The sequence below is a fragment of the Singulisphaera photorubra genome (assembly GCF_045290345.1).
Lineage (GTDB): Bacteria > Planctomycetota > Planctomycetia > Isosphaerales > Isosphaeraceae > Singulisphaera.
In genome coordinates this window covers 547167-566160 of record NZ_CP155447.1, presented here as the reverse complement: position 1 = coordinate 566160, position 18994 = coordinate 547167, and the positions used below count along the sequence as shown (strand labels likewise).

Annotated in this window: 17 protein-coding genes; 10 read left to right on the top strand and 7 right to left on the bottom strand. The window is 63.4% G+C overall.

Annotated elements, in window-relative coordinates:
- Nucleotides 1–179 precede the first annotated feature (179 nt).
- Nucleotides 180–1133, top strand: a complete 954-nt coding sequence (locus V5E97_RS02085) for a choice-of-anchor A family protein (protein WP_406697627.1) — start codon at nt 180–182, stop codon at nt 1131–1133.
- Between the two features lie 91 nt (nt 1134–1224).
- Here the strand turns inward: V5E97_RS02085 and V5E97_RS02080 are convergent, their stop codons facing one another.
- Nucleotides 1225–1536 (bottom strand): hypothetical protein, encoded by a 312-nt coding sequence (locus V5E97_RS02080; RefSeq protein ID WP_406701311.1) that lies wholly within the window; start codon nt 1534–1536, stop codon nt 1225–1227.
- A gap of 160 nt (nt 1537–1696) precedes the next feature.
- Here V5E97_RS02080 and V5E97_RS02075 point away from each other — a divergent pair, with 160 nt between their 5' ends.
- Nucleotides 1697–2623, top strand: coding sequence for a dihydroorotate dehydrogenase (locus V5E97_RS02075; RefSeq protein WP_406697626.1), 927 nt, complete (start codon nt 1697–1699; stop codon nt 2621–2623).
- A 196-nt stretch (nt 2624–2819) separates the two neighbouring features.
- Here the strand turns inward: V5E97_RS02075 and tet are convergent, their stop codons facing one another.
- The 3 genes from tet to V5E97_RS02060 all read right to left on the bottom strand — a co-directional run bounded on the left by tet (nt 2820) and on the right by V5E97_RS02060 (nt 6065).
- The gene (tet, locus tag V5E97_RS02070; protein WP_406697625.1) at nt 2820–4016 is read right to left on the bottom strand and encodes a Tet(A)/Tet(B)/Tet(C) family tetracycline efflux MFS transporter; all 1197 of its coding nucleotides are present in this window, start codon (nt 4014–4016) and stop codon (nt 2820–2822) included.
- 301 nt (nt 4017–4317) lie between these two features.
- Nucleotides 4318–4836 carry an RDD family protein gene (locus tag V5E97_RS02065; RefSeq protein ID WP_406697624.1) on the bottom strand — a complete coding sequence of 173 codons (519 nt, stop codon included), beginning with the start codon at nt 4834–4836 and terminating at the stop codon, nt 4318–4320.
- A gap of 518 nt (nt 4837–5354) precedes the next feature.
- Nucleotides 5355–6065 (bottom strand): class I SAM-dependent methyltransferase, encoded by a 711-nt coding sequence (locus V5E97_RS02060; protein WP_406697623.1) that lies wholly within the window; start codon nt 6063–6065, stop codon nt 5355–5357.
- Between the two features lie 281 nt (nt 6066–6346).
- Here V5E97_RS02060 and V5E97_RS02055 point away from each other — a divergent pair, with 281 nt between their 5' ends.
- From V5E97_RS02055 to V5E97_RS02045, 3 genes are all read left to right on the top strand, one after another.
- On the top strand, nt 6347–8416 hold the full coding sequence (locus V5E97_RS02055) for an FTR1 family protein (protein WP_406697622.1): 2070 nt from the start codon (nt 6347–6349) through the stop codon (nt 8414–8416).
- 206 nt (nt 8417–8622) lie between these two features.
- Nucleotides 8623–9276, top strand: coding sequence for an iron transporter (locus V5E97_RS02050; RefSeq protein WP_406697621.1), 654 nt, complete (start codon nt 8623–8625; stop codon nt 9274–9276).
- 395 nt (nt 9277–9671) lie between these two features.
- On the top strand, nt 9672–11141 hold the full coding sequence (locus V5E97_RS02045) for a protein adenylyltransferase SelO (protein ID WP_406697620.1): 1470 nt from the start codon (nt 9672–9674) through the stop codon (nt 11139–11141).
- A 126-nt stretch (nt 11142–11267) separates the two neighbouring features.
- Here V5E97_RS02045 and V5E97_RS02040 read toward each other — a convergent pair whose 3' ends face one another.
- Complete coding sequence (locus V5E97_RS02040) at nt 11268–13667, bottom strand: arylsulfatase (RefSeq protein ID WP_406697619.1); 2400 nt, start codon at nt 13665–13667, stop codon at nt 11268–11270.
- A gap of 284 nt (nt 13668–13951) precedes the next feature.
- Between V5E97_RS02040 and V5E97_RS02035 the strand changes: the two genes are divergently transcribed.
- The 4 genes from V5E97_RS02035 (at nt 13952) to V5E97_RS02020 (ending at nt 16562) form a co-directional block, all read left to right on the top strand.
- Complete coding sequence (locus tag V5E97_RS02035; RefSeq protein ID WP_406697618.1) at nt 13952–15265, top strand: sulfatase family protein; 1314 nt, start codon at nt 13952–13954, stop codon at nt 15263–15265.
- A gap of 286 nt (nt 15266–15551) precedes the next feature.
- Complete coding sequence (locus V5E97_RS02030; RefSeq protein WP_406697617.1) at nt 15552–15863, top strand: hypothetical protein; 312 nt, start codon at nt 15552–15554, stop codon at nt 15861–15863.
- A 55-nt stretch (nt 15864–15918) separates the two neighbouring features.
- Nucleotides 15919–16137 (top strand): Sec-independent protein translocase subunit TatA/TatB, encoded by a 219-nt coding sequence (locus V5E97_RS02025; protein ID WP_406697616.1) that lies wholly within the window; start codon nt 15919–15921, stop codon nt 16135–16137.
- Nucleotides 16138–16247: 110 nt separating this feature from the next.
- Nucleotides 16248–16562: a twin-arginine translocase TatA/TatE family subunit gene (locus tag V5E97_RS02020; RefSeq protein WP_406697615.1), complete on the top strand. Its 315-nt coding sequence runs from the start codon at nt 16248–16250 to the stop codon at nt 16560–16562.
- A 42-nt stretch (nt 16563–16604) separates the two neighbouring features.
- Here the strand turns inward: V5E97_RS02020 and V5E97_RS02015 are convergent, their stop codons facing one another.
- Nucleotides 16605–17114 carry an acyl-CoA thioesterase gene (locus V5E97_RS02015; RefSeq protein ID WP_406697614.1) on the bottom strand — a complete coding sequence of 170 codons (510 nt, stop codon included), beginning with the start codon at nt 17112–17114 and terminating at the stop codon, nt 16605–16607.
- A gap of 121 nt (nt 17115–17235) precedes the next feature.
- On the opposite strand from V5E97_RS02015, the gene V5E97_RS02010 reads away from it, so the two are divergent.
- Nucleotides 17236–17787 carry a hypothetical protein gene (locus tag V5E97_RS02010; protein WP_406697613.1) on the top strand — a complete coding sequence of 184 codons (552 nt, stop codon included), beginning with the start codon at nt 17236–17238 and terminating at the stop codon, nt 17785–17787.
- A gap of 43 nt (nt 17788–17830) precedes the next feature.
- Here the strand turns inward: V5E97_RS02010 and V5E97_RS02005 are convergent, their stop codons facing one another.
- Nucleotides 17831–18973, bottom strand: a complete 1143-nt coding sequence (locus tag V5E97_RS02005; protein WP_406697611.1) for a glucose-6-phosphate dehydrogenase assembly protein OpcA — start codon at nt 18971–18973, stop codon at nt 17831–17833.
- Nucleotides 18974–18994 lie beyond the last annotated feature (21 nt).

Here is an 18994-nt window from a genome sequence, read left to right as displayed (position 1 = left end):
CAGTCCAGTCGATCCCAAAGGGCGCATTCCCATCCCCTTCGCCCACTCTGAACCCGATTCAGAGGAATGGACTCCCCCCCAAAGGGCCATCGTTTCCCCGGTCGAAGCTCCGTTTGGAGAGCAACGCTCGGCGGGGTTTGCGTGGCTGCGCATTTTTTAGCAACTCGAGGAGCAAGCACGTGCAGAGTCGTTTTTATGGTCGAATCCTTGGTTTGGTCGCTACCTTGGTGATGGTGTCTGGCGGGGCCCAGGCGGCCATGCTCGGACCCGCTCAGGATTATAATGTTTTCATTCTTGGAGACGCGACCCAGACCTACACAGACTCCGAAGGACGGGTGGCGATCGGTGGGAACGCGTCGTACACGGGGTACAGCGTTGCCTCGAAGCTTCCGACGAACACAGCCAATGCGCTGGTGGTTGGCGGGAACCTCGTTTTCAGCAGCGGCACGATCAACGGTGACCTCCACGTTGGCGGAACGAGCAGCTTGACGAGCGTCAACGTCACCGGCGGGACCTATTACGACCAGCCGATCGACTTCGCGGCGGCCCGGACTTCGTTGACCGCCCTCTCGTCGTTCCTGGCGACGCAGGCCTCGAACGGTACGGTCGGCGCGGGGGCACTCGGGCTGACCCTCACGGGCACTTCCAGCAGCCTGAACGTTTTCAATCTGACGGCCGCCCAGTTCTCCAGCGCCAACAATAACGGCCTGAATATCCTCTCGCCGGTCGGCTCGACGGTCCTGATCAATGTCGATGGGACGTCTCCCTCGCTGGCGAACTTCCAGATGTATGTCAACGGGTCGTCCTCGGAGACGAATCCGCTGATCAATAACATCCTGTTCAATTTCTCGAATGCGACGACACTGACCGACTCGAACGTCTCAATCTACGGCAGTGTCCTGGCGCCCAAGGCGGCTCTTAATTTTGGGTACAATCATATCAATGGAACATTGATTGGAGCCTCGCTCGACGGGCATGTCGAGGCGCACACTTACCCGTTCGGGGGAATTCTGCCGCAACCCGTCCCTGAGCCGTCGTCCATCGTCCTCATGGGGCTCTGCGGCCTGGTTGTCCTGCTCTCACCGCGACTCAGGAGCATCTGTCAGAAGTCCGACCCGTCCATCCCCTCCTGAACGCAGTCTCGCGGACTTCGTACGACCTCGTTTGCAGTGTCCGCAAGCTGAGGAATACCAATGGGTGACCTGGACTGCTTTGCGGTTCGGGTCACCCACGAAGGCATCTGGCTCCTTGAGCCTTGTTGCCGATCCGCACGGGACATGAACTCTCAGAGCGGGGCAGCCAGGAGAGTTCCTGCTCGGTGAGCCGGCGTTCGCCCGACAGACCGTACATGGTCTGGAGTTCCATCCGCTGGCCGGCCACTACGCGGAGCCAGATGGGAACCTGCCCTGCCCTCCCCTCGACCAGGCGCAGTACGGTCGGGGTTATTGGAACGCCCGAATCGAACCGAAGGGCGCAGAGCCAGTCGATCGACCCATTCTTCCCGATCAACGCGTAGTCTTCGGTCCTCATGGTCATGACGCGGGGGTCCTCAGCGGGGAGCTCCCACGATCGGGGTGTCAGCTCTGGTCGTGATTATTGTACCTTGAAGCTCGCTCAGACCCGATGGACGCGCGAGGTCGAAATCGGGATGATTGGGTGGTAAGTGTCAGATCCTTTTGTAGGCTGGAGCTGCGACGTGGTGGATTTGCGGGTCCGTCTCGGACGTTTGGAGTTGAAGAATCCGGTTCTCGTCGCCTCGGGCACGTTTGGCTACGTCCGGGAGATGGCCCCCTTCGTCCGGCTCGATCGGCTCGGTGGGGTGATCCCCAAGACCGTGACCTATCGGCCGAGGGCGGGCAACCCGACTCCCCGGACCGTCGAGACCGCGTCGGGCCTGCTCAACGCGATCGGCCTGGATAACGACGGCATCGACCACTTCCGGGAGCACCACCTCCCTTATTTGCGGACCGTCGGTACCGCGGTGATCGCGAATATCGCGGGTGAGGACGAGGACCAGTTCGTCGCGATGGCCGAGACCCTCGGCGGTGACGCCGGCCTGGCCGCGATCGAGCTCAACGTCTCGTGCCCGAACGTCAGCCACGGCCTTGACCTGGGAATCGACCCTGACGCCGTCGCTCGTCTGGTGCGGCGAGTCCGCGCTGTGACCCCGCTTCCGATCATCGCCAAGATGACGCCGAACGTCACCGACATCGTCGCCCTCGCCAGGGCGGCGGCTGAAGGGGGCGCGGATGCCGTCAGCCTGATCAATACGTTTCGAGGGATGGCCGTCAACTGGCGAAAGCGCCGGCCGGTGCTGGCCAACGACGTCGGTGGCTTGAGCGGCCCTGCCATCAAGCCCCTCGCCTTGCGGATGGTCTGGGACGTCGCCCGCGCTCTGCCCGACCTGCCGATCATTGGCATCGGCGGCATCGCCAACGTCGACGACGCCCTCGAGTTCCTCGTCGCAGGCGCCTCCGCCATCCAGGTCGGCACCGCGACCTTCTACGACCCGACCGCCTCCGACCGCCTCGTCGATGACCTCAGCCGGATCCTCGAAGCGGAGCAGGTCAGCCACGTCAACGACATCATCGGAACGCTGCGATCGAATCGGGATGTGACGTGAGGTAGGCAAGCTTCGTCAAGCGTCGCCTCACTCATGATGAAACTGTCAATGATTTGCAATTGATCATTGGTTAGTATCCGGTCTTTCTCTTCGGGTGGGCACGGACCACCCGACGAGATTCATTGGGCCAACGAGGATGCGCCGGCCGATCGCGTGGAAGCAGGACGATGTCGTTCTGCGTGTCAGGCCGGTCGGATCAAACTGGCGCGGCGAGTTCACGACTCGTGGGTTGGCGTTTGCGCCAGAGTGCCGGGATGCAGAAGAGATAGAGGGTTGCACCGGCGACCCAAACGATGCCGGTCCAGGAGTCGGAATACGCGGCGTAGAGTTCGGTCACGGCAATCGGGCCGAAGACGGCCGCAAGGCTCATGAGGCTGACGAGCGTCCCCTGGAGCTCGCCCTGTTTGTCCTCGTTCACCTGGTTCGAGATCAGGGATTGCAAGGCGGGCATGGCGATACCGCCGGTGGTGAAAAGGGGCATCGTGGCGAAGGCCATCCATCCCCGAGTGGCGAACGCCATGAGCACGTAGGCCGAGCCGTCCGACAGCAGGCCGAGGATGATGGAACCTCGTTCTCCGAGGAGTTTGGTAATCGGTCCCGTGAGGAAGGCCTGGGAGACGGCGTGCAGGATTCCGAAGGCGGCGAGCGACAGGCCGATGATTCGAGAATCCCAGCCGAATTTGTCTTCGCCATAGATGACCCAGATGGTCCCGGGGACCTGTCCGACCAGATGGATGACGAAGTAGATGACGAGAAACGGGAGCAAGACTTTCACGCCCCAGACCCAGCGAAGCGACTGGATCGGGTTCATTGCGGATTTCTCAGCGCGGCTCGCCTCCGTCGAACGGGACTCGGGAAGCACGAAATAGCCGAGCAAGAAATTCAGGCCGTTGAAGAGGGCGGCGACCAGGAAGGGGTATCGGGGCGAGAACGTGCCGACCAGGCCGCCAATCAAAGGGCCGGCCACGAACCCCAGGCCGAAGCACGCGTTCATGTATCCGAATCGCTTGGCCCGCTCGTCCTCTCGCGAGATATCGGCGATGTAGGCGGTTGCGACGGCCATGTTGGCGCCCGTCACTCCCGCGACCATCCGACCGAGGTAAAGGATCGAGAGAAACGGTGTGAGGGCCATCACCGTGTAATCGATCGCCGCTCCCGCCAAGGACACGAGCAACACGGGACGTCTCCCGAACCGGTCGCTCAGGCTGCCGAGGATCGGGGAGAAGAGGAACTGCATCAGAGAATAAAGGGCCAGGAAATAGCCGTATCGCCCGGCGATCTGAGAGTCATGGGTGAGTTCGCGGAGCAGGCTCGGAATGACCGGGGTGACGAGACCGATCCCCACGGAGTCGAGAGTGACGGTTACGAGGATGACGATCAGGGGGCGATTCACCGGAGAACGTTCCTTCGGGCCGGCGGTTTGGGGATCAACGTCGTGGGTCGCATGCGACCTTGGAGATTCTCGGTTGCCCCGGTGGTTCGCCCCGAATCTCCCACGGAATATCGAGAGAGGCCATGGACTGTCCGTGGAGGCCGGGAGCAGGTGTCCCTGGACCGGAGAGCTGTTCTACTGACAATCGAAGTGGGACCGAGGTTCACGACAGGAAGAATGCCGCCCGCCTCCTACCGCGTTCACCGAGGGGCCGATGGTGATTATGAATGAGGGGATAGGCTTTGGGGGCGGAGTCCCATCATCAACTCGACTCTGGGGCAACAACCACCTTCGTGCCGGCAATAAGGTCGTGAAGACAGCGGCGATCCTTTCGGAAGATGAAGAGGACGTTCACAACCGACAGATAAGGGCCGATCAGTGGGATCACCGCGGCGACTGAGATTGGCAGGTATCGCCACAGGATTAACTTGCCAAAGTTGGGGATGTTCCCGTCGAGGTCGGCGACCCGGATCCCTGTCATTTTCTTGCCGAACGTCTGGCCGTTCGCCTTCAGGAAGGATCCATGAATGAGGAGGAACGCGAGGAAGCCGAGAACACTTGCGGCGAGCGTGATCCCGAGAGGCGGTTCCTGCCCTACGCTGATGTAGTTCCAGGTTCCTAACAGAAATGAGATGGGGATGGCAAAGGCGACTCCGATCAAGCCATCCAGGAACGCCGCGACCATGCGCGTGGAGCGTTTCGCGAGGTCGCAGTCCGTTGCGGGGTCCCTGACCACGCTCAGGTCGGCCTCTGGCGCGGCGTAAGGGTTGTCGACACTCATCAGCCGTTCCTCCGTTGGTTTCGCGGATTCCGTGCGCTGTCGCTCTCGTCGCGAGCCCGGATTCTCGGGCTGTACAAGACGTTCTGAAATCCTCGCCGGGGCGACTCATTCGGTCGGAATCACCACGTTGAAATCGAACTACGATTGAGTGTAGAGTCTCCACGGCGCCAAGGCCAGGAGGGGCCGAGCCACTTCCGAAACGGCACTTCCCGTGATCGAGGTTGATCCGTCACTTTCCGCTCTATACGCCTTTGAAGTCGGTTGGCGAAAGCCGGTCGGGTCGCCCCATGCGTCTCGTACCGTGGGCCGTGCTCACCGGACGAAACGCATGAGGTCGGCCTCTTTGCTTAGAGTCTGTCCCAGAAGGTGAATCCCACGGGAGCTTTTGAATGATCTGCTGGGTGCCATGCGGTTCCGTACTCGGAACCCATGCGGGAATGCCTTGGCCTGGCGCGCACGGGTTCCGAGTACGGAACCCGTGGCACCCAAACGGCCTTCAATTTTCGGTTTCCCTGAACTTACGAGACAGACTCGTAGGGTTGGGTGGACAACCGGCGGATCCGGTGCAAGGTCCCGCGCACGGGGCCGTGCTCGCTCTCCGCCCGGATCGGTTCGAGTTCCTGGACCAGGCCGCGATCGCGCAGGCAGGCTTCCAATCCCTCGGTGGCGACACGGTAGGGGCCGGCAATCAAGGCCAGTCCGTCCGGCTCGAGGAGCCGGGCCAGGAGGTCGGCGACCAGCGGGACCAACCGGCTCTCGTAGAGGACGTCGGCCCCCAGAATGATCGGGTAACGCTCGTCGGGGAGCTCGCGCCAGTCGAGTAGCGCCGTGGAATAAGTCTCAGGAGCGAAGCCATTCTCCAAGGCGCTCCGGACCGCGAACCGCAAGGGCGCCTCGTCGTAGTCGGTGAACCGGACCCGCAAGCCACGCTTCAAGGCGACCAGGCCGGCCAGGCCCAGGCCACAACCAATCTCCAACGCTTGCGTTCCTTCCACCCAGGGCTCCTGGCCCACCGCTTCTGCCAGAAGATGAGCTCCAGGCCAGAGATAGGCCCAGTAAGGCATGTAATCATCTTGCCGGTTCCAGGCCAGGACGCTGGGGTCGTCCAGCAACCGATCCGGGTCGGCCGGCCGCACCACGCGAATATCCCGGCCCCCAAACGAAAACGTCGAGGTCAGAACCGGACCTTCGTAAGTCGTGTCGGGCTTCGGGTTAGACTCAGTAATCATCGTTGGGTATCCGCGAAAAAACTGTTTGACGACCTCGCAAACATGCGACTATAATAACAGGAACCCGTTGAGATTGAATCTCAATACGCTGCGTAACTCCCCCCGGCCGAATAACCACCCCACCCACATTTTGATGGATCGCGACGTGGTGAACACTTCCATGCGACGGTTGGCGGTCTTGGCCTGGCTCCTTCTGATGGGAGGGTCGGCAGCCCGCGCTGGGGACGTTTTGGGCCGGGTTGCCATGCCCGAAGTCTGCTCGCCCGAGGTCAGTCCCGCGGTTGTCAGCCTCGAGCCGGTCTCTGGCTCCGGTCCGGCAGGTCCGGCGGGAGCAGGCGGCCGATGCCGAGGTCGTGCTGGTCGACCAGAAGGGTTTGCAGTTCGTGCCTCGGGTGCAGGCGATGTCCCTGGGGCGAACCTTGCGGTTCACGAATGCCGACTCGGAGCGGCATAGCGTTCACGTCGTGACACCCGGCTTCGACTTTAACCAGTCGATGGCTCCTGGGGAACCCCATGACTGGGTTCCCGACAAGCCTGGGATCGTGCGGCTCGCCTGCGATATCCACAGCCACATGCGAGGATACATCGTGGTGAGTGCGTCGCCCTGGGTGGCGGCTTGCACCCGCGAGGGCAAGTTCCGGTTCGCCGACGTTCCCGACGGCCGCTACATCGTGAATGTCTGGCACGAGATGGGTGAGCCGCTCCGTAAGGAAGTGGAAATCGGCGGCGGTGCCGTTTCGGATCTGGGGACGCTGACCGTGACGGCCCCGTCGTTCACGCCGGTCGCGGGCCAGTTGGCTCCGGTGCTGGCTTGGCCTGAGGTTATCGACCGGATCAGCCTGACCCTGGCCGCGAGCTTCGATCTGGCCGCCCGGCCGGGCGAGTTCAAGAAGGCGAGGCGACTGGCGGAGGACGCCTACTGGGGTGAGTTTGAAGCGTCGGACATGGAAACGGCCGTGCGCAACTATCTCGGATACGCGCGGGCGGGCGAACTCGAGGGGCAATTCCTCGCGATCGTGTCCGCGGTCTCGAAAGTGGCCAAGGGGAAGGAACCGCCGGAATTCATGGCCGAGCTGACGCGAAAGCTGATCCTCAGCCTGATCAGTGCTTCGGACGACCTGAACAGGAAAGGTGTGTCCGATCGGACCGACGTGCTCGTGGGGGCGGCTAACTCGGCCGCTGCGCTGGCAACGGTGCCCGGATCGCGCGATCAGCGCGGGCTCTTGCTGGGTTTGAAGCAGGGGTTGCTTGAACTTCAGGCTCTGGCCGACAAGGGAGAGGCCGACGACGCAGCCTCGGCGATGACCTCGGTCTACCTGGTCGACTTCGAGCCCCTGGAACGCATCTTGAACTCACTGAACCCACGGGAGGTCCGCCCGTTGGAAATCGAGTTCAACCGGATTCGCGGTGAGGTTGGGTCGGGGCTGAAGGGGGAGGCCCTGGGGGCGAAGCTGACCGACTTGCAGCAGCGCGTCACGTTGGCCTTGGGCCGGGTGGAGGAGCAACGCGCCGGGTCGTTCGGGCCGGCATTCGCGGGGTCGCTGTTCATCATTCTCCGCGAGGGGGTCGAGGTCATCCTCCTGCTGGCCATGCTGGTGGCCCTGGCCACCAAGACGGCCCAGCCCGGGGCGATGCGGGCGATCGGCTGGGGGGTCGGCCTGGCGGTCGTCGCCAGCATCATCACGGCCGTGGGCCTGAACTTGATTGTCAGCTCCGCCCAGAACAAGACGCGTGAGGTCGCCGAAGGGGTGGTCATGCTCGCGGCGGCGGGGGTGCTCTTCTACGTCAGCTACTGGCTGATCTCGCAGTCCGAGTCGAAGCGGTGGATGGACTTTCTCAAGCGGCAGGCCGCGCGGGGGTCAGAGATGGGCGGACTCGGCACACTGGCCCTGACCGCGTTTCTGGCCGTCTATCGCGAAGGGGCTGAGACCGCGCTGATGTATCAGGCATTGCTCGGAGGTCATGGGCGATCGCGTGAAGGGTTGGTTGGTATGGCCACCGGCTTGGGAGTCGGCCTGGTTCTCCTGGCCGTCATCGCCTACATCATCCGGGTCAGCAGTGTTCGCCTGCCGCTCCGCTCCTTCTTCAAGGTCTCGGGAGTCATCCTGTTTGCGATGGCCGTGGTCTTCGCGGGCAACGGGATCTTCGAGCTCCAGAATGCGGGCATCCTCAAGACAACCGAGCTGGAGTGGTTCGGCCCTGGTCTGCCGGCCCTCGGCCTGCACCCGAACGTTCAGGCGCTCTCCGTGCAAGGGCTGCTGCTCCTTGGTGCCGTTTTCGCTCTGGTGCTCGTACTCACAGGTGAAGTGTCGTCGGCTCCGAAGCCGGCCCGCCCAGCTACCAGTCGCTAACCGTCGCGGTCGGTCCCTGGTCCGGCGGTCAATTTTTATAGGCAAGGACGTGTGTGAGAAATATCGGCCGAAGGGGACAGGCCCTCGGTCTGCTTGATTTTTTCTCACGTCCTTTCACGAGCTCAGAGTGCCCTGGCTGTTCTCGACGCGGGGGCTTGCGGGGCACCTATATTTGCTCTCTCGGCGGAAATCAAAGGAGGCTTTTCGTGCTCAAACGCTGGGCGGGTCCACTGGTCACGGCTCTGATCTTTGTTGGGGTGGGGCTTGTCGTGGTGATGAACCTCGACTTGAATCCAGTCTCTCCCACGAGGTCGGCCTCCCCCACGCCTCCCGTGGAACCGGCCCCCGGGTCAGCCAAGCCCGCCGGCTTCCGCGAGTATCCGATCGGCGATCCGATTGAGCAGAACCGGATGCGAATTGCGGCCGTCTGGCTCCCCTCGATTCAGATGGATGGAATGGCCGACCCGGCCGGCTCGGATATGATCCACCTGGAAGCCGATATCCATGCCACGGCGGAGAACCCCAACGGTTTCGCCTTGGATGAGTTCGTCCCTTACATGAAGATCCGTTACAAGGTCTTTCCCGCCAAGGGGGGCGACCCGATCCACCAGGGCGAGCTCATGCCCATGATCGCAGGCGACGGCCTCCACTATGGTGCAAGCCTCACGATGCCCAAGCCGGGAGAGTACCGACTCGTTTTCGAGATCAAACCCCCTTCCGCCGGCGGCCTGGGCCGTCACTCCGACCCCGCCACTGGCGTTGCTCCTTGGTGGGAACCGTTTGAAGCCTCCTTCGACTGGGACTACGAAGGGGTTCCTCAAGCCAACTCCAAGACTGACGTGGCGGTCCCGAAGGCTTGAACGCGAAAGCGTCATTCGAGTGGACTCGACCGCGATCAATGCCCTGTTGCCAACGCCTCGGTTCCGCGACAAGCTCGGCGGAATCGGGGCGTTTTGATTTGGGGTTCCAATTGTTACTTGGCGATGCGGATGATCGATGAGGCCAAGACTGACGACCAAATCGGCGAGTTCGACCAAGTTCGAAAAATGGCCTCCTGCTCCTCTGGCCGGCGAGACGTACGCATGGCGATGCGGGACTGACGGTGGCGAGCGATCCGTCCCGGTGGGCCCGGAATTCGCAGATCTCAGTCGATGACGGCGAGGTCTCAAGGTGAGGCGCGAGTCGAGTCAGAGGCGATTCTACCCGTTGCACCGGGTATCATGGGTTCTTTTGAGAGCAGCGCCGGGGGAACTGAATGGTCACTCCAACCGCATCGGATGCGGGCAACAACACGATCGGCTGGCAGTTCGAGAACACCTACGCACGCCTTCCGGAGCTTCTCTTCAGCCCGGTTAGCCCGGCTTCGGTGCGGGAACCGCGCATTTCGATCCTGAACCACAGGCTCGCGGACGAACTTGGCCTCGACCTCACCGCGCTCTCGCCTGAGGCCGCTGCGGCGCTGTTCGCGGGCCAAGACCTGCCGGGCGGTTCGCAACCCATCGCACAGGCCTACGCCGGGCACCAGTACGGCGGCTTCACGATGCTTGGCGATGGGCGAGCCATCTTGCTGGGCGAGCACCGGACGCCGTCCGGCCGCCTCGTGGACATTCAGTTCAAGGGTTCAGGGCGGACACGGTTCTCCCGCGGCGGCGATGGCCGCGCCGCCCTCGGGCCGATGCTCCGCGAGTACGTGATCAGCGAAGCCATGGCCGCACTTGGCATCCCCACCACGCGGAGCCTCGCCGTCGTCACCACCGGCGAGCCGGTTTATCGGGAGACGATCCGACGCGGGGCAATCCTGACCCGCGTGGCCGCCAGCCACATCCGGGTCGGCACGTTTGAGTACGCGGCCCGCCGCGACGAAGCGACCCTGCGGGCGTTGGCTGACTACACAATCGCCCGCCACTATCCGGAACTGTCCGAGGTTCCACAAAAGTACCTGGAGTTCTTCCGCGAGGTCACGAACCGCCAGGCCTCACTCGTCGCTCGGTGGCAACTCGTCGGATTCATCCACGGCGTGATGAACACCGACAACGTGGCGATCTCTGGAGAGACGATCGACTATGGCCCGTGCGCGTTCATGAACGCCTATTCGCCCAAAACGGTGTTCAGCTCGATCGACCACGCCGGCCGGTACGCCTATGGCAATCAGCCCAACATCGTGCAATGGAACCTGGCCCGGTTCGCCGAGACCCTCTTACCACTGCTCGATCCAGAGCCGGAGAAAGCAGTTGCGGTCGCCACGGAGATCCTTGAAGACTTCCCCGCCGTGTTCGAGCGGTATTGGCTCGCCGGGATGCGAATGAAGCTGGGGCTCCAGACGGATGAGGCTGGCGACGTCGACCTGATCCGGTCGCTGCTCGACTGGATGGAGAAATCCAAGGCCGACTTCACCAACACGTTCCGTGACCTGGCGGATGGGAAGTTGCCGACCGGCGATCAGGACCCGGACTTCCAGGCCTGGTACTCCCGCTGGCAGGAGCGGCTTGGGCGTGAGGGCCAGTCGGAGGCCTACGCCATCATGCGAACCGTCAACCCGGCCGTCATCCCACGAAACCAACGGGTGGAGGAAGCGCTGTCGGCCGCCGAGGATCGCGACGACCTGTCGGTGCTGCACCGCCTGCTGGCGGCGTTGGCGTCGCCGTATGAAGCGAGAGCCGAGCTGGCAGAATACCGGGAGCCGCCTTCTCACGAGAGCAACTACCGAACCTTCTGCGGAACATAGGTGCCGGGCCTGCGCTTCGGCAAGGTTCTGGGCCGCACGAGGCCAGACAGCTTCGTGCGGCATCAGGACACGCGAGCCAGGCTCGATCGGGCGAATGCCGGGCGGGTTTCAAGTCGCTTCGTTCGTTTACTTCACATACTTGATCGTGCTCCTGCCGAGGGTGCCGTTGAACTTGAACGGTGCCTGATCGAAGTAATCGAGCGAGACGGGCGAGCCGAGATCGCTGCCGAAGTCTAGGCAGTCGTTCGCGGTGAAGGCGAGTGGGGCCGTAATGGGCACCTTGCCGGTGGCGACTTCCTTGCCGTTGACCTTCAGGGTGATCTGCGCGGGCGCGCCGGGATGCGCGGCGAGGAGCTTCGTCTCCACTTCGATTCTCGCCTTGCCGGCGGCAAGCTTCTCCTTCGCCTTGATCTGCGTGCGGTCGATCTCGAACAGGTTGTATTCGTAGCTGAGAATGCCGTCTTTCACGTAGCACGAGAGGCCGCCGGAGAAAGCGCCGAGCGCGTAGAGCACGCCGTTGGCATTTGCGGGTACCTCCACGTCCATGCTGACGACGTTGTCGAGCTTGCCGATCTTCGGCGCGGCGAATTCCGGCATCCGCGTGACGGAGCCGCTGAAGGTCCAGTCGGTGTAAGGCGTGCTGGGGCCGTCCTCGGGATGGAGCATGGTCCAGAGGCCGCCGCCGATGGGGAGGTTCTGGTTCTTGGCGGATTCGGCGAGGAAGAGCGCTTTCATGTGGTCGAGCTTGCCGGGCATTTTCGCGGCGAGGTCGTTCGCCTGGCTCCAGTCTTCGTCGAGGTTGTAGAGCTCCCACGTATCTTCCTCGGGATCCCACTTGCTGATGTCCGGGCGGCCGGGTAACCACGGGGTGCGCGGTCCAAACACACTCGCAAACCAGCCTTGGTGATAGATGCCGCGGCTACCCATGATGTCGAAGAACTGAGTCGGCTTGCGCCCCTTCGCCTTCGGATCGGCGAAGGTGTAGGCGAAGCTGATGCCGTCGATCGGGCCTTGCGGGACGCCGTTCACCACCTGCGGCGGGGCGATTTTCAGGATGTCGTAGAGCGTGGGCACCACGTCGTTCACGTGATGAAACTGCGCACGCGGCGTGTCGTCGTGCTTGATGACCTTCGGCCACGCGACCGCCATCGGCTGCCGCGTGCCGCCGAAGTGCGCACCGACGAGTTTGGTGGATTTGTAAGGTGTGCTGCCGGCCCAGGCCCAGCCGGCGTGGTACATGTTGTCGGTCTTCGGTGAGCCGAGCACGTCGAGTCCGCCGAGTTCGTTCATCGCCTTGATGTGCTGCTCGATCTTCGTTGGGATGCCGTTCTGCGCGAGCAGCTCCGAGAGGGTGCCGTTCTGGCCCTCCGCGGAAGACCCATTGTCGCCCCAGATGTAGAAGATGAGCGTGTTGTCGAGTTTGCCCTGCTGCTCGATCTCGGCGATCACACGGCCCGCATTGTAGTCCGCGTGCGCGGCGAATCCGGCGAAGACTTCCATGAGCCGGCGCTGGAAAGGCTTCTCGTTTTCCGGAATGGAATCCCACGAGGCAAGCGTCGCGGGGCGCGGAGTGAGCTGGGCGTTCTGCGGGATCCAGCCCATCGCCTTCTGCTTCGCAAAGGCCCGCTCGCGATACTTATCCCAGCCGTCGTCGAACTTACCCTGATATTTGTCCGCCCACTCTTTCATGATGTGATGCGGCCCGTGCGCTGCGCCGGTGGCCCAATACATGAAAAACGGCTTGTCCGGCGCGAAGGCTTGCTGCTCGCGCAGCCAGTTGACCGCATCGTCGGCGATGTCCTCGGTGAGATGATAGCCCTGCTTCGGGGTTTTGTTCGGATGCACGATGGTCGTGTTGCGCACGAGGTTCGGCTCGTATTGAGACGCCTCGCCCGCGAGGAAGCCGTAGAAGTATTCGAAGCCGTAGCCCGTCGGCCAATAATCGAAAGGCCCGGCCGCGGTCGTCTGCTCGGCGGGCGTGTTATGCCACTTGCCCCACGCGCCGGTCTTGTAGCCATAAGCCTTGAGCACTTCAGCACCGGTCGCCGAGTGCTTTGGGATGATGCCCGAGAAGCCGTCCCAATCGTTGGCCAACTCGCAAATCTGCCCATTGCCGATGCGGGTGTGATTGCGACCAGTGAGCAGCGAGCCGCGCGTCGGCGAGCACATCGCAGTGGAGTGAAAACGGTTGTAGGAAATGCCCGCCTTGTGGACGCGGTCGAGCGTTGGCGTATGAATCTCACCGCCGTAAGTCGAGGGGAGCCCGGGGCCGACGTCGTCGATGAGGATGACGAGGATGTTCGGCGCATCTTTCGGCAATCGCTGCGGATCGACGCGTTTTTTGTAGCTCGAATCCTGCATGGAGAGCCCTGCTGTCGAAGCCGAGGGCGTGGGCGGAAACGGCAGCACTTCCTGCGCACTCGCTCTCAGCGCGAACGGCGCAGCGAACGCGAGCCCGTGGGCCAGCAGGGCGGTGAGGACGGCACTTGTTTTCACCGGGATTTCCCAGATGAGCGTTGAACGCATTGTCCGGGACTTCGCCCGGCTCTCAAGCACATGGATTGGACACGCGCCGCATTCCCATGTCCAGGGGCAACAAACTGAGCGACCAGGGCGTCCCGACGGACCGGATGCCCGACTTTTCTCCCCCATCCCTCCTCTCGCCTTCAGTGTCATGGAGGGAAATCGAATCTTATGAAACGCGTTTGGAGAGACGCTGGCTTTGCGATGGGACTCCTCGTCATGATGGGTTGGACTCGATCGTGCTCTCCCCAAATGAAGGGCCGGTGATGACCTTGAGGACTCCGCGGATGATTGCCCCACAACTCGTCGTCCACGCCTTGACCCTCACGACCTTGTTGGCTTTGGGGCCGTGGGCTGTCGCCGGGCCGCCGGCTCGGCCGAACGTCCTGTTCGTCGTGACCGATGACCAGCGGGCCGACACGATCCGGGCGCTCGGGAATGCGGAGATTGAGACCCCGGTGCAGGACGCCCTGGTCGGTCGCGGATTCGTCTTCAGCAACGCCTATTGCCAGGGCAGCATGAGCCCGGCGGTCTGCGCACCGAGCCGGACCATGATCTTGACCGGAAAGTCGCTGTTCCGAATTCCGGCCCCGAACGCACGGGCATACGACGGCCCCACGCTCGGAGGGACGTTTGCCGCCAACGGGTACGACACCCTCTGTGTGACCAAACCGGGGAACTCGTTCCGGGTGGGGCACGACCAATTCTCGAAGCTGGTTCCGATCCCCCATTCCGGGGCCTCCACCAGCCGGAAGTGCGCCGATGCGGTGATCGAATGGGTGGGCACGCGGAACGGGGACCAGCCCTGGTTCGTCTATCTGGCTCCCTCGATGCCGCACGACCCTCGCACGGCGCCGCCGGAGACTCAGGCGAAGTATGACCCGGCCAAGATCACTCTCTCGAAGAACTTCATGCCGCGGCATCCGTTCGACAATGGTGAGTTGAAGATCCGCGACGAGATGCTGTCCCCATTTCCTCGGACTCAAGACGAGATGCGGCGGCACCTGGCGGAATACTACGCGTGCATCACCGACCTGGACCACCATGTCGGGCGCGTCATCGAAGCCCTCAATACGGCGGGCCGGTGGGACAATACGGTGGTCGTCTTCACCAGCGACCATGGTTTGGCGGTGGGCGGGCGCCACGGCCTGATGGGCAAGCAGAACCTTTATGAGCATGTGAAGCCACCACTCGTCCTGGCGGGTCCTGGTATCCCGACGGGTCGGTCCGCCTCCCTCGTCTACCTGTACGACCTGTTTCCAACCCTCTGTGAGCTGACCGGGGTGCCTGTACCGACCGGTCTCGACGGCCGGAGCCTTGCACCCGTGATCAAGGGAGAGAAAAGCGGGGTCCGAGACACCCTCTTTCTCGCGTACCGCGACGTGCAGCGGGCAGCGCGGGACGACCGTTGGAAACTGATCTGGTATCCGAAGGTCGATCAAGTTCAGTTGTTCGACCTGAGTACCGACCCCGATGAACTGACCAACCTGGCCGGCAATCCGGCCCATGCCAAGGAGCGTGAGCGGCTCTCCTCCCTGCTCAGCGGCTGGCAACGGGACGTCGCGGACGTCGCCCCGGCTCCGCCGCTCAAGGCTCCTTGAACGCCTTGAGCGCCGTTTGGAAGGGTTGGGGATTGACACAGAGGTCGGCGTAGGTAGGATGAAAGATGTCCGTCCTACCCCGCGTCGTCCCTGTCGAGACGCCTTGGCCTCGGTTGGCGCCGATCTGTCGGCTCCCCCCACCGAAACAATCCCACCGTGATGTCCCAGTCTTTCGAATGGATTCGCGAGCGCCCTCCGGCGTGCCTCGCGGTATTATGGAAGCGACACTCGCACGCGTTGCGGGGCGGTCGTCTTTCCGTGGGTTCCGATTCGGAGTCTTGGGATCATGATCGGGCTGGGGATGATCTGGGCCATGCTGGGACCTCGTTCGATCGCCCTGATCGTCATGGTCGTGCTCGCCTTGTACGGTCGGTCGGGTGTGTTGCAGACGCGTCAGGCCCGGGCGATCTTGCCTTGGCTGACTCCCGCGCGACGGGCTCCGGGCTCCGCGGCAACTCCCCCCTCGAGGCCGGCGGCGCGGTTGGGGCTCGGCGGGGATCGCACGTTCTGGTTCTTCACGATCCTGGCGGCGGCGGCTTTGGCCGCCTGGATTGTCACTCGAACAATCATCGTCAGTGGGTCCGGGGTTTCGCACTGACCGACGACACCATGCCTTCACCCCTCTTTTTGATCTGATATGAGGAGTTAGACCAATGCTGCCGTTCGCTTTTATCGGAAGCCTGGGACCGATGGAAATCGCCATCGTCGGTGGTGTGATGCTGCTGATGTTCGGCAATCGTCTGCCCAGCGTCATGCGGTCGCTTGGCAAGAGCGTGGTCGAGTTCAAGAAGGGCGTTGCTGGAATCGAGGATGACCTCGATCAAGCCGTCACGGCCGACACCAAGAAGCCCGTGCCCCCGCCCGAAGTTTGAAGTCCTGAACTCGCGTTCGCTGCCAATCCACGACCGGGACTGAACAAACCGAACCGAATCGAACCGAATCGACTCTTTGAACTCTCTCCTCTTCGTGGAGATCTGCCCGCATGCTTCCCAACCTTGGCCCGATGGAAATGATCATCGTGATGGGAGTCGCCGTGCTCCTGTTCGGCAAGCGACTGCCAGAGGTCGGCCGCTCCCTGGGCAAGGGGATCGTCGAGTTTAAGAAGGGGTTGCGGGGACTCGAGGATGAGCTCGACTTCTCCTCCACGATGTCTTCGCACACTCCGAGCCGACGGGCCGAGGAACGAACCCGGCCGGTCGACTCCATCGAGACGTCGGTGCCCAAGTTCGAGCCGCCGACCGTCCCCCCGATCCCGCAGATGGAGATGAACTACGAGCCCCAGCCCGCTCAGGACTGACGGCTCCGATCGGCGCCTCCGCGGCGGCAAAGGGCAGAAGGCTCATGGACTCTGGCTGTCGCTCTCGTCAGTCGCGGCCGCCTCGGCGCGGCGGGCGAGGCGAACCGCCTGCCGTGCTTTCGCGGCCTGAGCGCTGCGATGGTCCGACTCGGTTTCCAGGAGTAGCGAGGGGACCGGCCGGGGGTGTCCGTCGTCGTCGAGAGCAACATAGAGGCCGTAACCCAGGGCGACCATCCTTCGCAGGGCACGGTCGAGCGGTTCGGCGAAGATTTCGATCCGTGCTTCCAGCGATGTCCGGCCTACATAGGTGACCTCAGCCGCCAGTTCGACCCGTTCACCGACGTAGACGGGCCCGAGGAACGTCATCGAATCGATGGCGGCCGTGGTGATCCGGCCCCCACCCGCGTGTCTGAGCGCGGCGACGGCGCCACATTCGTCAGCCAGGCGGAGCATGACCCCGCCGTGGAGCGTGCCGAAGGAGTTCGCCTGGCCCGGGTCGGTGATGATCGCCAGGCTGACGCGCGAGTCAGCGGCCCGTTTTGCGGCATCCACGTGAGTCCCTCTTTGAGACACTTTCCGCGGCGATCGCCCCTTTTATTGTTGGGGGCGGCGCCTGCTTGATCCTACGCCAACGGCTTGCGCCTTGGCCAGCCTTTTGAGAGATACCCGCCCGATGATCGAGGACGACTTCTTCGCGATCATCGACCCGCTTTTACGGCCATCGGGCTTGATTGCCGAGGACGGGGAGGAGTATCGCGAGCCTCCCCTGGACATCCTCCGCTACTATCGCCGCCCGGTCCGGCTCCACTGGATTCCCTGGCTCGGCCGCGCCTTGAGCGTGGTGGCGGTGGTCCGGCAGCCGATCGACATCGGCCTCTCGGTGGTGGACTATCGCCGCTTTATGACCCGGCTGGCAATGGCCGTCAACGGTCGCTTCCCCCCCTGGCAGAAGCAAGGCCCGCGCGGCCTGGTCATCGGCCTCACCACCGTCGTCCTGACCCCCGAGCCGATCGGTCCCGAAGACGAAGCGATCCTCCGTCAGGTTCTCGGCTCCCTGGGCCGCACCCGCGCGGTTCCGTTCGGGGTCATCCGGGTCAACCTGGGCCAGGAGGCGATTTCCTTCGCCCTCGCCTCGAGCAACGATCAGCTCTTTCCCGAACCGCTCCTCCTGGCCGACGCCCTGACCGAACACTTCCGTCGGTTCGTGCCGCTCATGGAACTGTAGGAAAAGGAGTCGAGTGAGCTGCAAGCCCGCCTCCACTCCCCGATTACCCTTCCATCAGCCAGAAGAAGTGGGGTCGGGCGTGGTCGAACGTCGGATCGGAGCGTGAGGCCTGGAGGGCGGCGGCCACGCGACGCGCGGGGTCGAGTTCGGGCGACCGGACGACGCGAGGGAGGTTGCAGTAGGCGGAGGAGTTGATCTTGATGTGAATGTCGGCCGACTGCGGCGAGGGCCGCTCGAGGCGGAAGCTCTCGGGGCCGTCGGGTCCTTGGGTGGTCAGCGTCGTGGCGAGGAGCTGGGCGAGCGGTGAGTTGGAGTTCACCTCGGTGGCGATCTCGACGGTGATCTCGCCCGCGGGGCCTTGAAATCGGGCGAGAAGGAGGCCGGGGGAGTGCTCGGGGGTCCCCAGGGGGTTCCAGCCGAGTTGTCCCGCGAGCCAGGCCGCCAACCAGACGGCCAGGCGAGGAGGGACCTCGCACTGAGGCGCCATCGCTTCGATCCGGACCGAGTCGATCCGCTTCAAGGCTTCGTGATGGCAGGACAAGTCGAAGAACTGGGCAACGAGCTCGCGCCAGCGGGTGAGGCCGAACCAGGCGGCGTCACGGCTGTACGCGTTGATTTTCGGGTCGAGCCCGAGGCGGATGGCGGCGAGGTCGGTTCCCGGGTCGGGCAGGTCGAGAATCAGGCGCGAGCACTCGTCGGCCAGGTTCCGGAACAAGGTCTCATCGAGCCTCGGGTCATCCGTCCACCAGAGGATGAACGGAAGGTCGGCCTCGAGTAAGGGGCGAACCGCCCCGGGCAGGAGGTCGGTCGCCTCCGGCCCGCCGGCGAGGATGATTCGCTCACTACAGACCTGCGGGAGCCCGGGCGCGGGAATGTAGCAGAGGGCCGAGACCTCGGCCGCGATCGTGCGGGCCGGCTCTTCGGTTCTCCGGAGCACAATCGTCCGGCAGGGATACTGCGCGGTCACTTCGTCGAGCACCTGCTTGAGGCCGGGTGCGTTGAATTCTCGGCCCTCGACGACCAGGTTCGCCAGGACCACCCGGGTGACATGCGGGCTTTCCAGGTTCGGCCCCCCCGCACGCTCGGCGGAGGGACCCCAGAGCCGGAGGAGCTCGGTCTCGATATTGTGGAGGTCAACGGGGACCCCTTCGCCGTTCAGGAATGCGTCGGACGATGTCTCAGCCATCTGGTTCGCCCTTGAGGTCTT

What these genes read in the sequence shown, in the direction of transcription:
- V5E97_RS02080 (WP_406701311.1), bottom strand. Translation starts at nt 1,536, where the DNA reads ATGACCATGAGGACCGAAGACTACGCGTTGATCGGGAAGAATGGGTCG.
- V5E97_RS02065 (WP_406697624.1), bottom strand. Translation starts at nt 4,836, where the DNA reads ATGAGTGTCGACAACCCTTACGCCGCGCCAGAGGCCGACCTGAGCGTG.
- V5E97_RS02060 (WP_406697623.1), bottom strand. Translation starts at nt 6,065, where the DNA reads ATGATTACTGAGTCTAACCCGAAGCCCGACACGACTTACGAAGGTCCG.
- V5E97_RS02045 (WP_406697620.1), top strand. Translation starts at nt 9,672, where the DNA reads ATGGTCACTCCAACCGCATCGGATGCGGGCAACAACACGATCGGCTGG.
- V5E97_RS02040 (WP_406697619.1), bottom strand. Translation starts at nt 13,667, where the DNA reads ATGCGTTCAACGCTCATCTGGGAAATCCCGGTGAAAACAAGTGCCGTC.
- V5E97_RS02035 (WP_406697618.1), top strand. Translation starts at nt 13,952, where the DNA reads ATGATTGCCCCACAACTCGTCGTCCACGCCTTGACCCTCACGACCTTG.
- V5E97_RS02030 (WP_406697617.1), top strand. Translation starts at nt 15,552, where the DNA reads ATGATCGGGCTGGGGATGATCTGGGCCATGCTGGGACCTCGTTCGATC.
- V5E97_RS02025 (WP_406697616.1), top strand. Translation starts at nt 15,919, where the DNA reads ATGCTGCCGTTCGCTTTTATCGGAAGCCTGGGACCGATGGAAATCGCC.
- V5E97_RS02020 (WP_406697615.1), top strand. Translation starts at nt 16,248, where the DNA reads ATGCTTCCCAACCTTGGCCCGATGGAAATGATCATCGTGATGGGAGTC.
- V5E97_RS02010 (WP_406697613.1), top strand. Translation starts at nt 17,236, where the DNA reads ATGATCGAGGACGACTTCTTCGCGATCATCGACCCGCTTTTACGGCCA.
- V5E97_RS02005 (WP_406697611.1), bottom strand. Translation starts at nt 18,973, where the DNA reads ATGGCTGAGACATCGTCCGACGCATTCCTGAACGGCGAAGGGGTCCCC.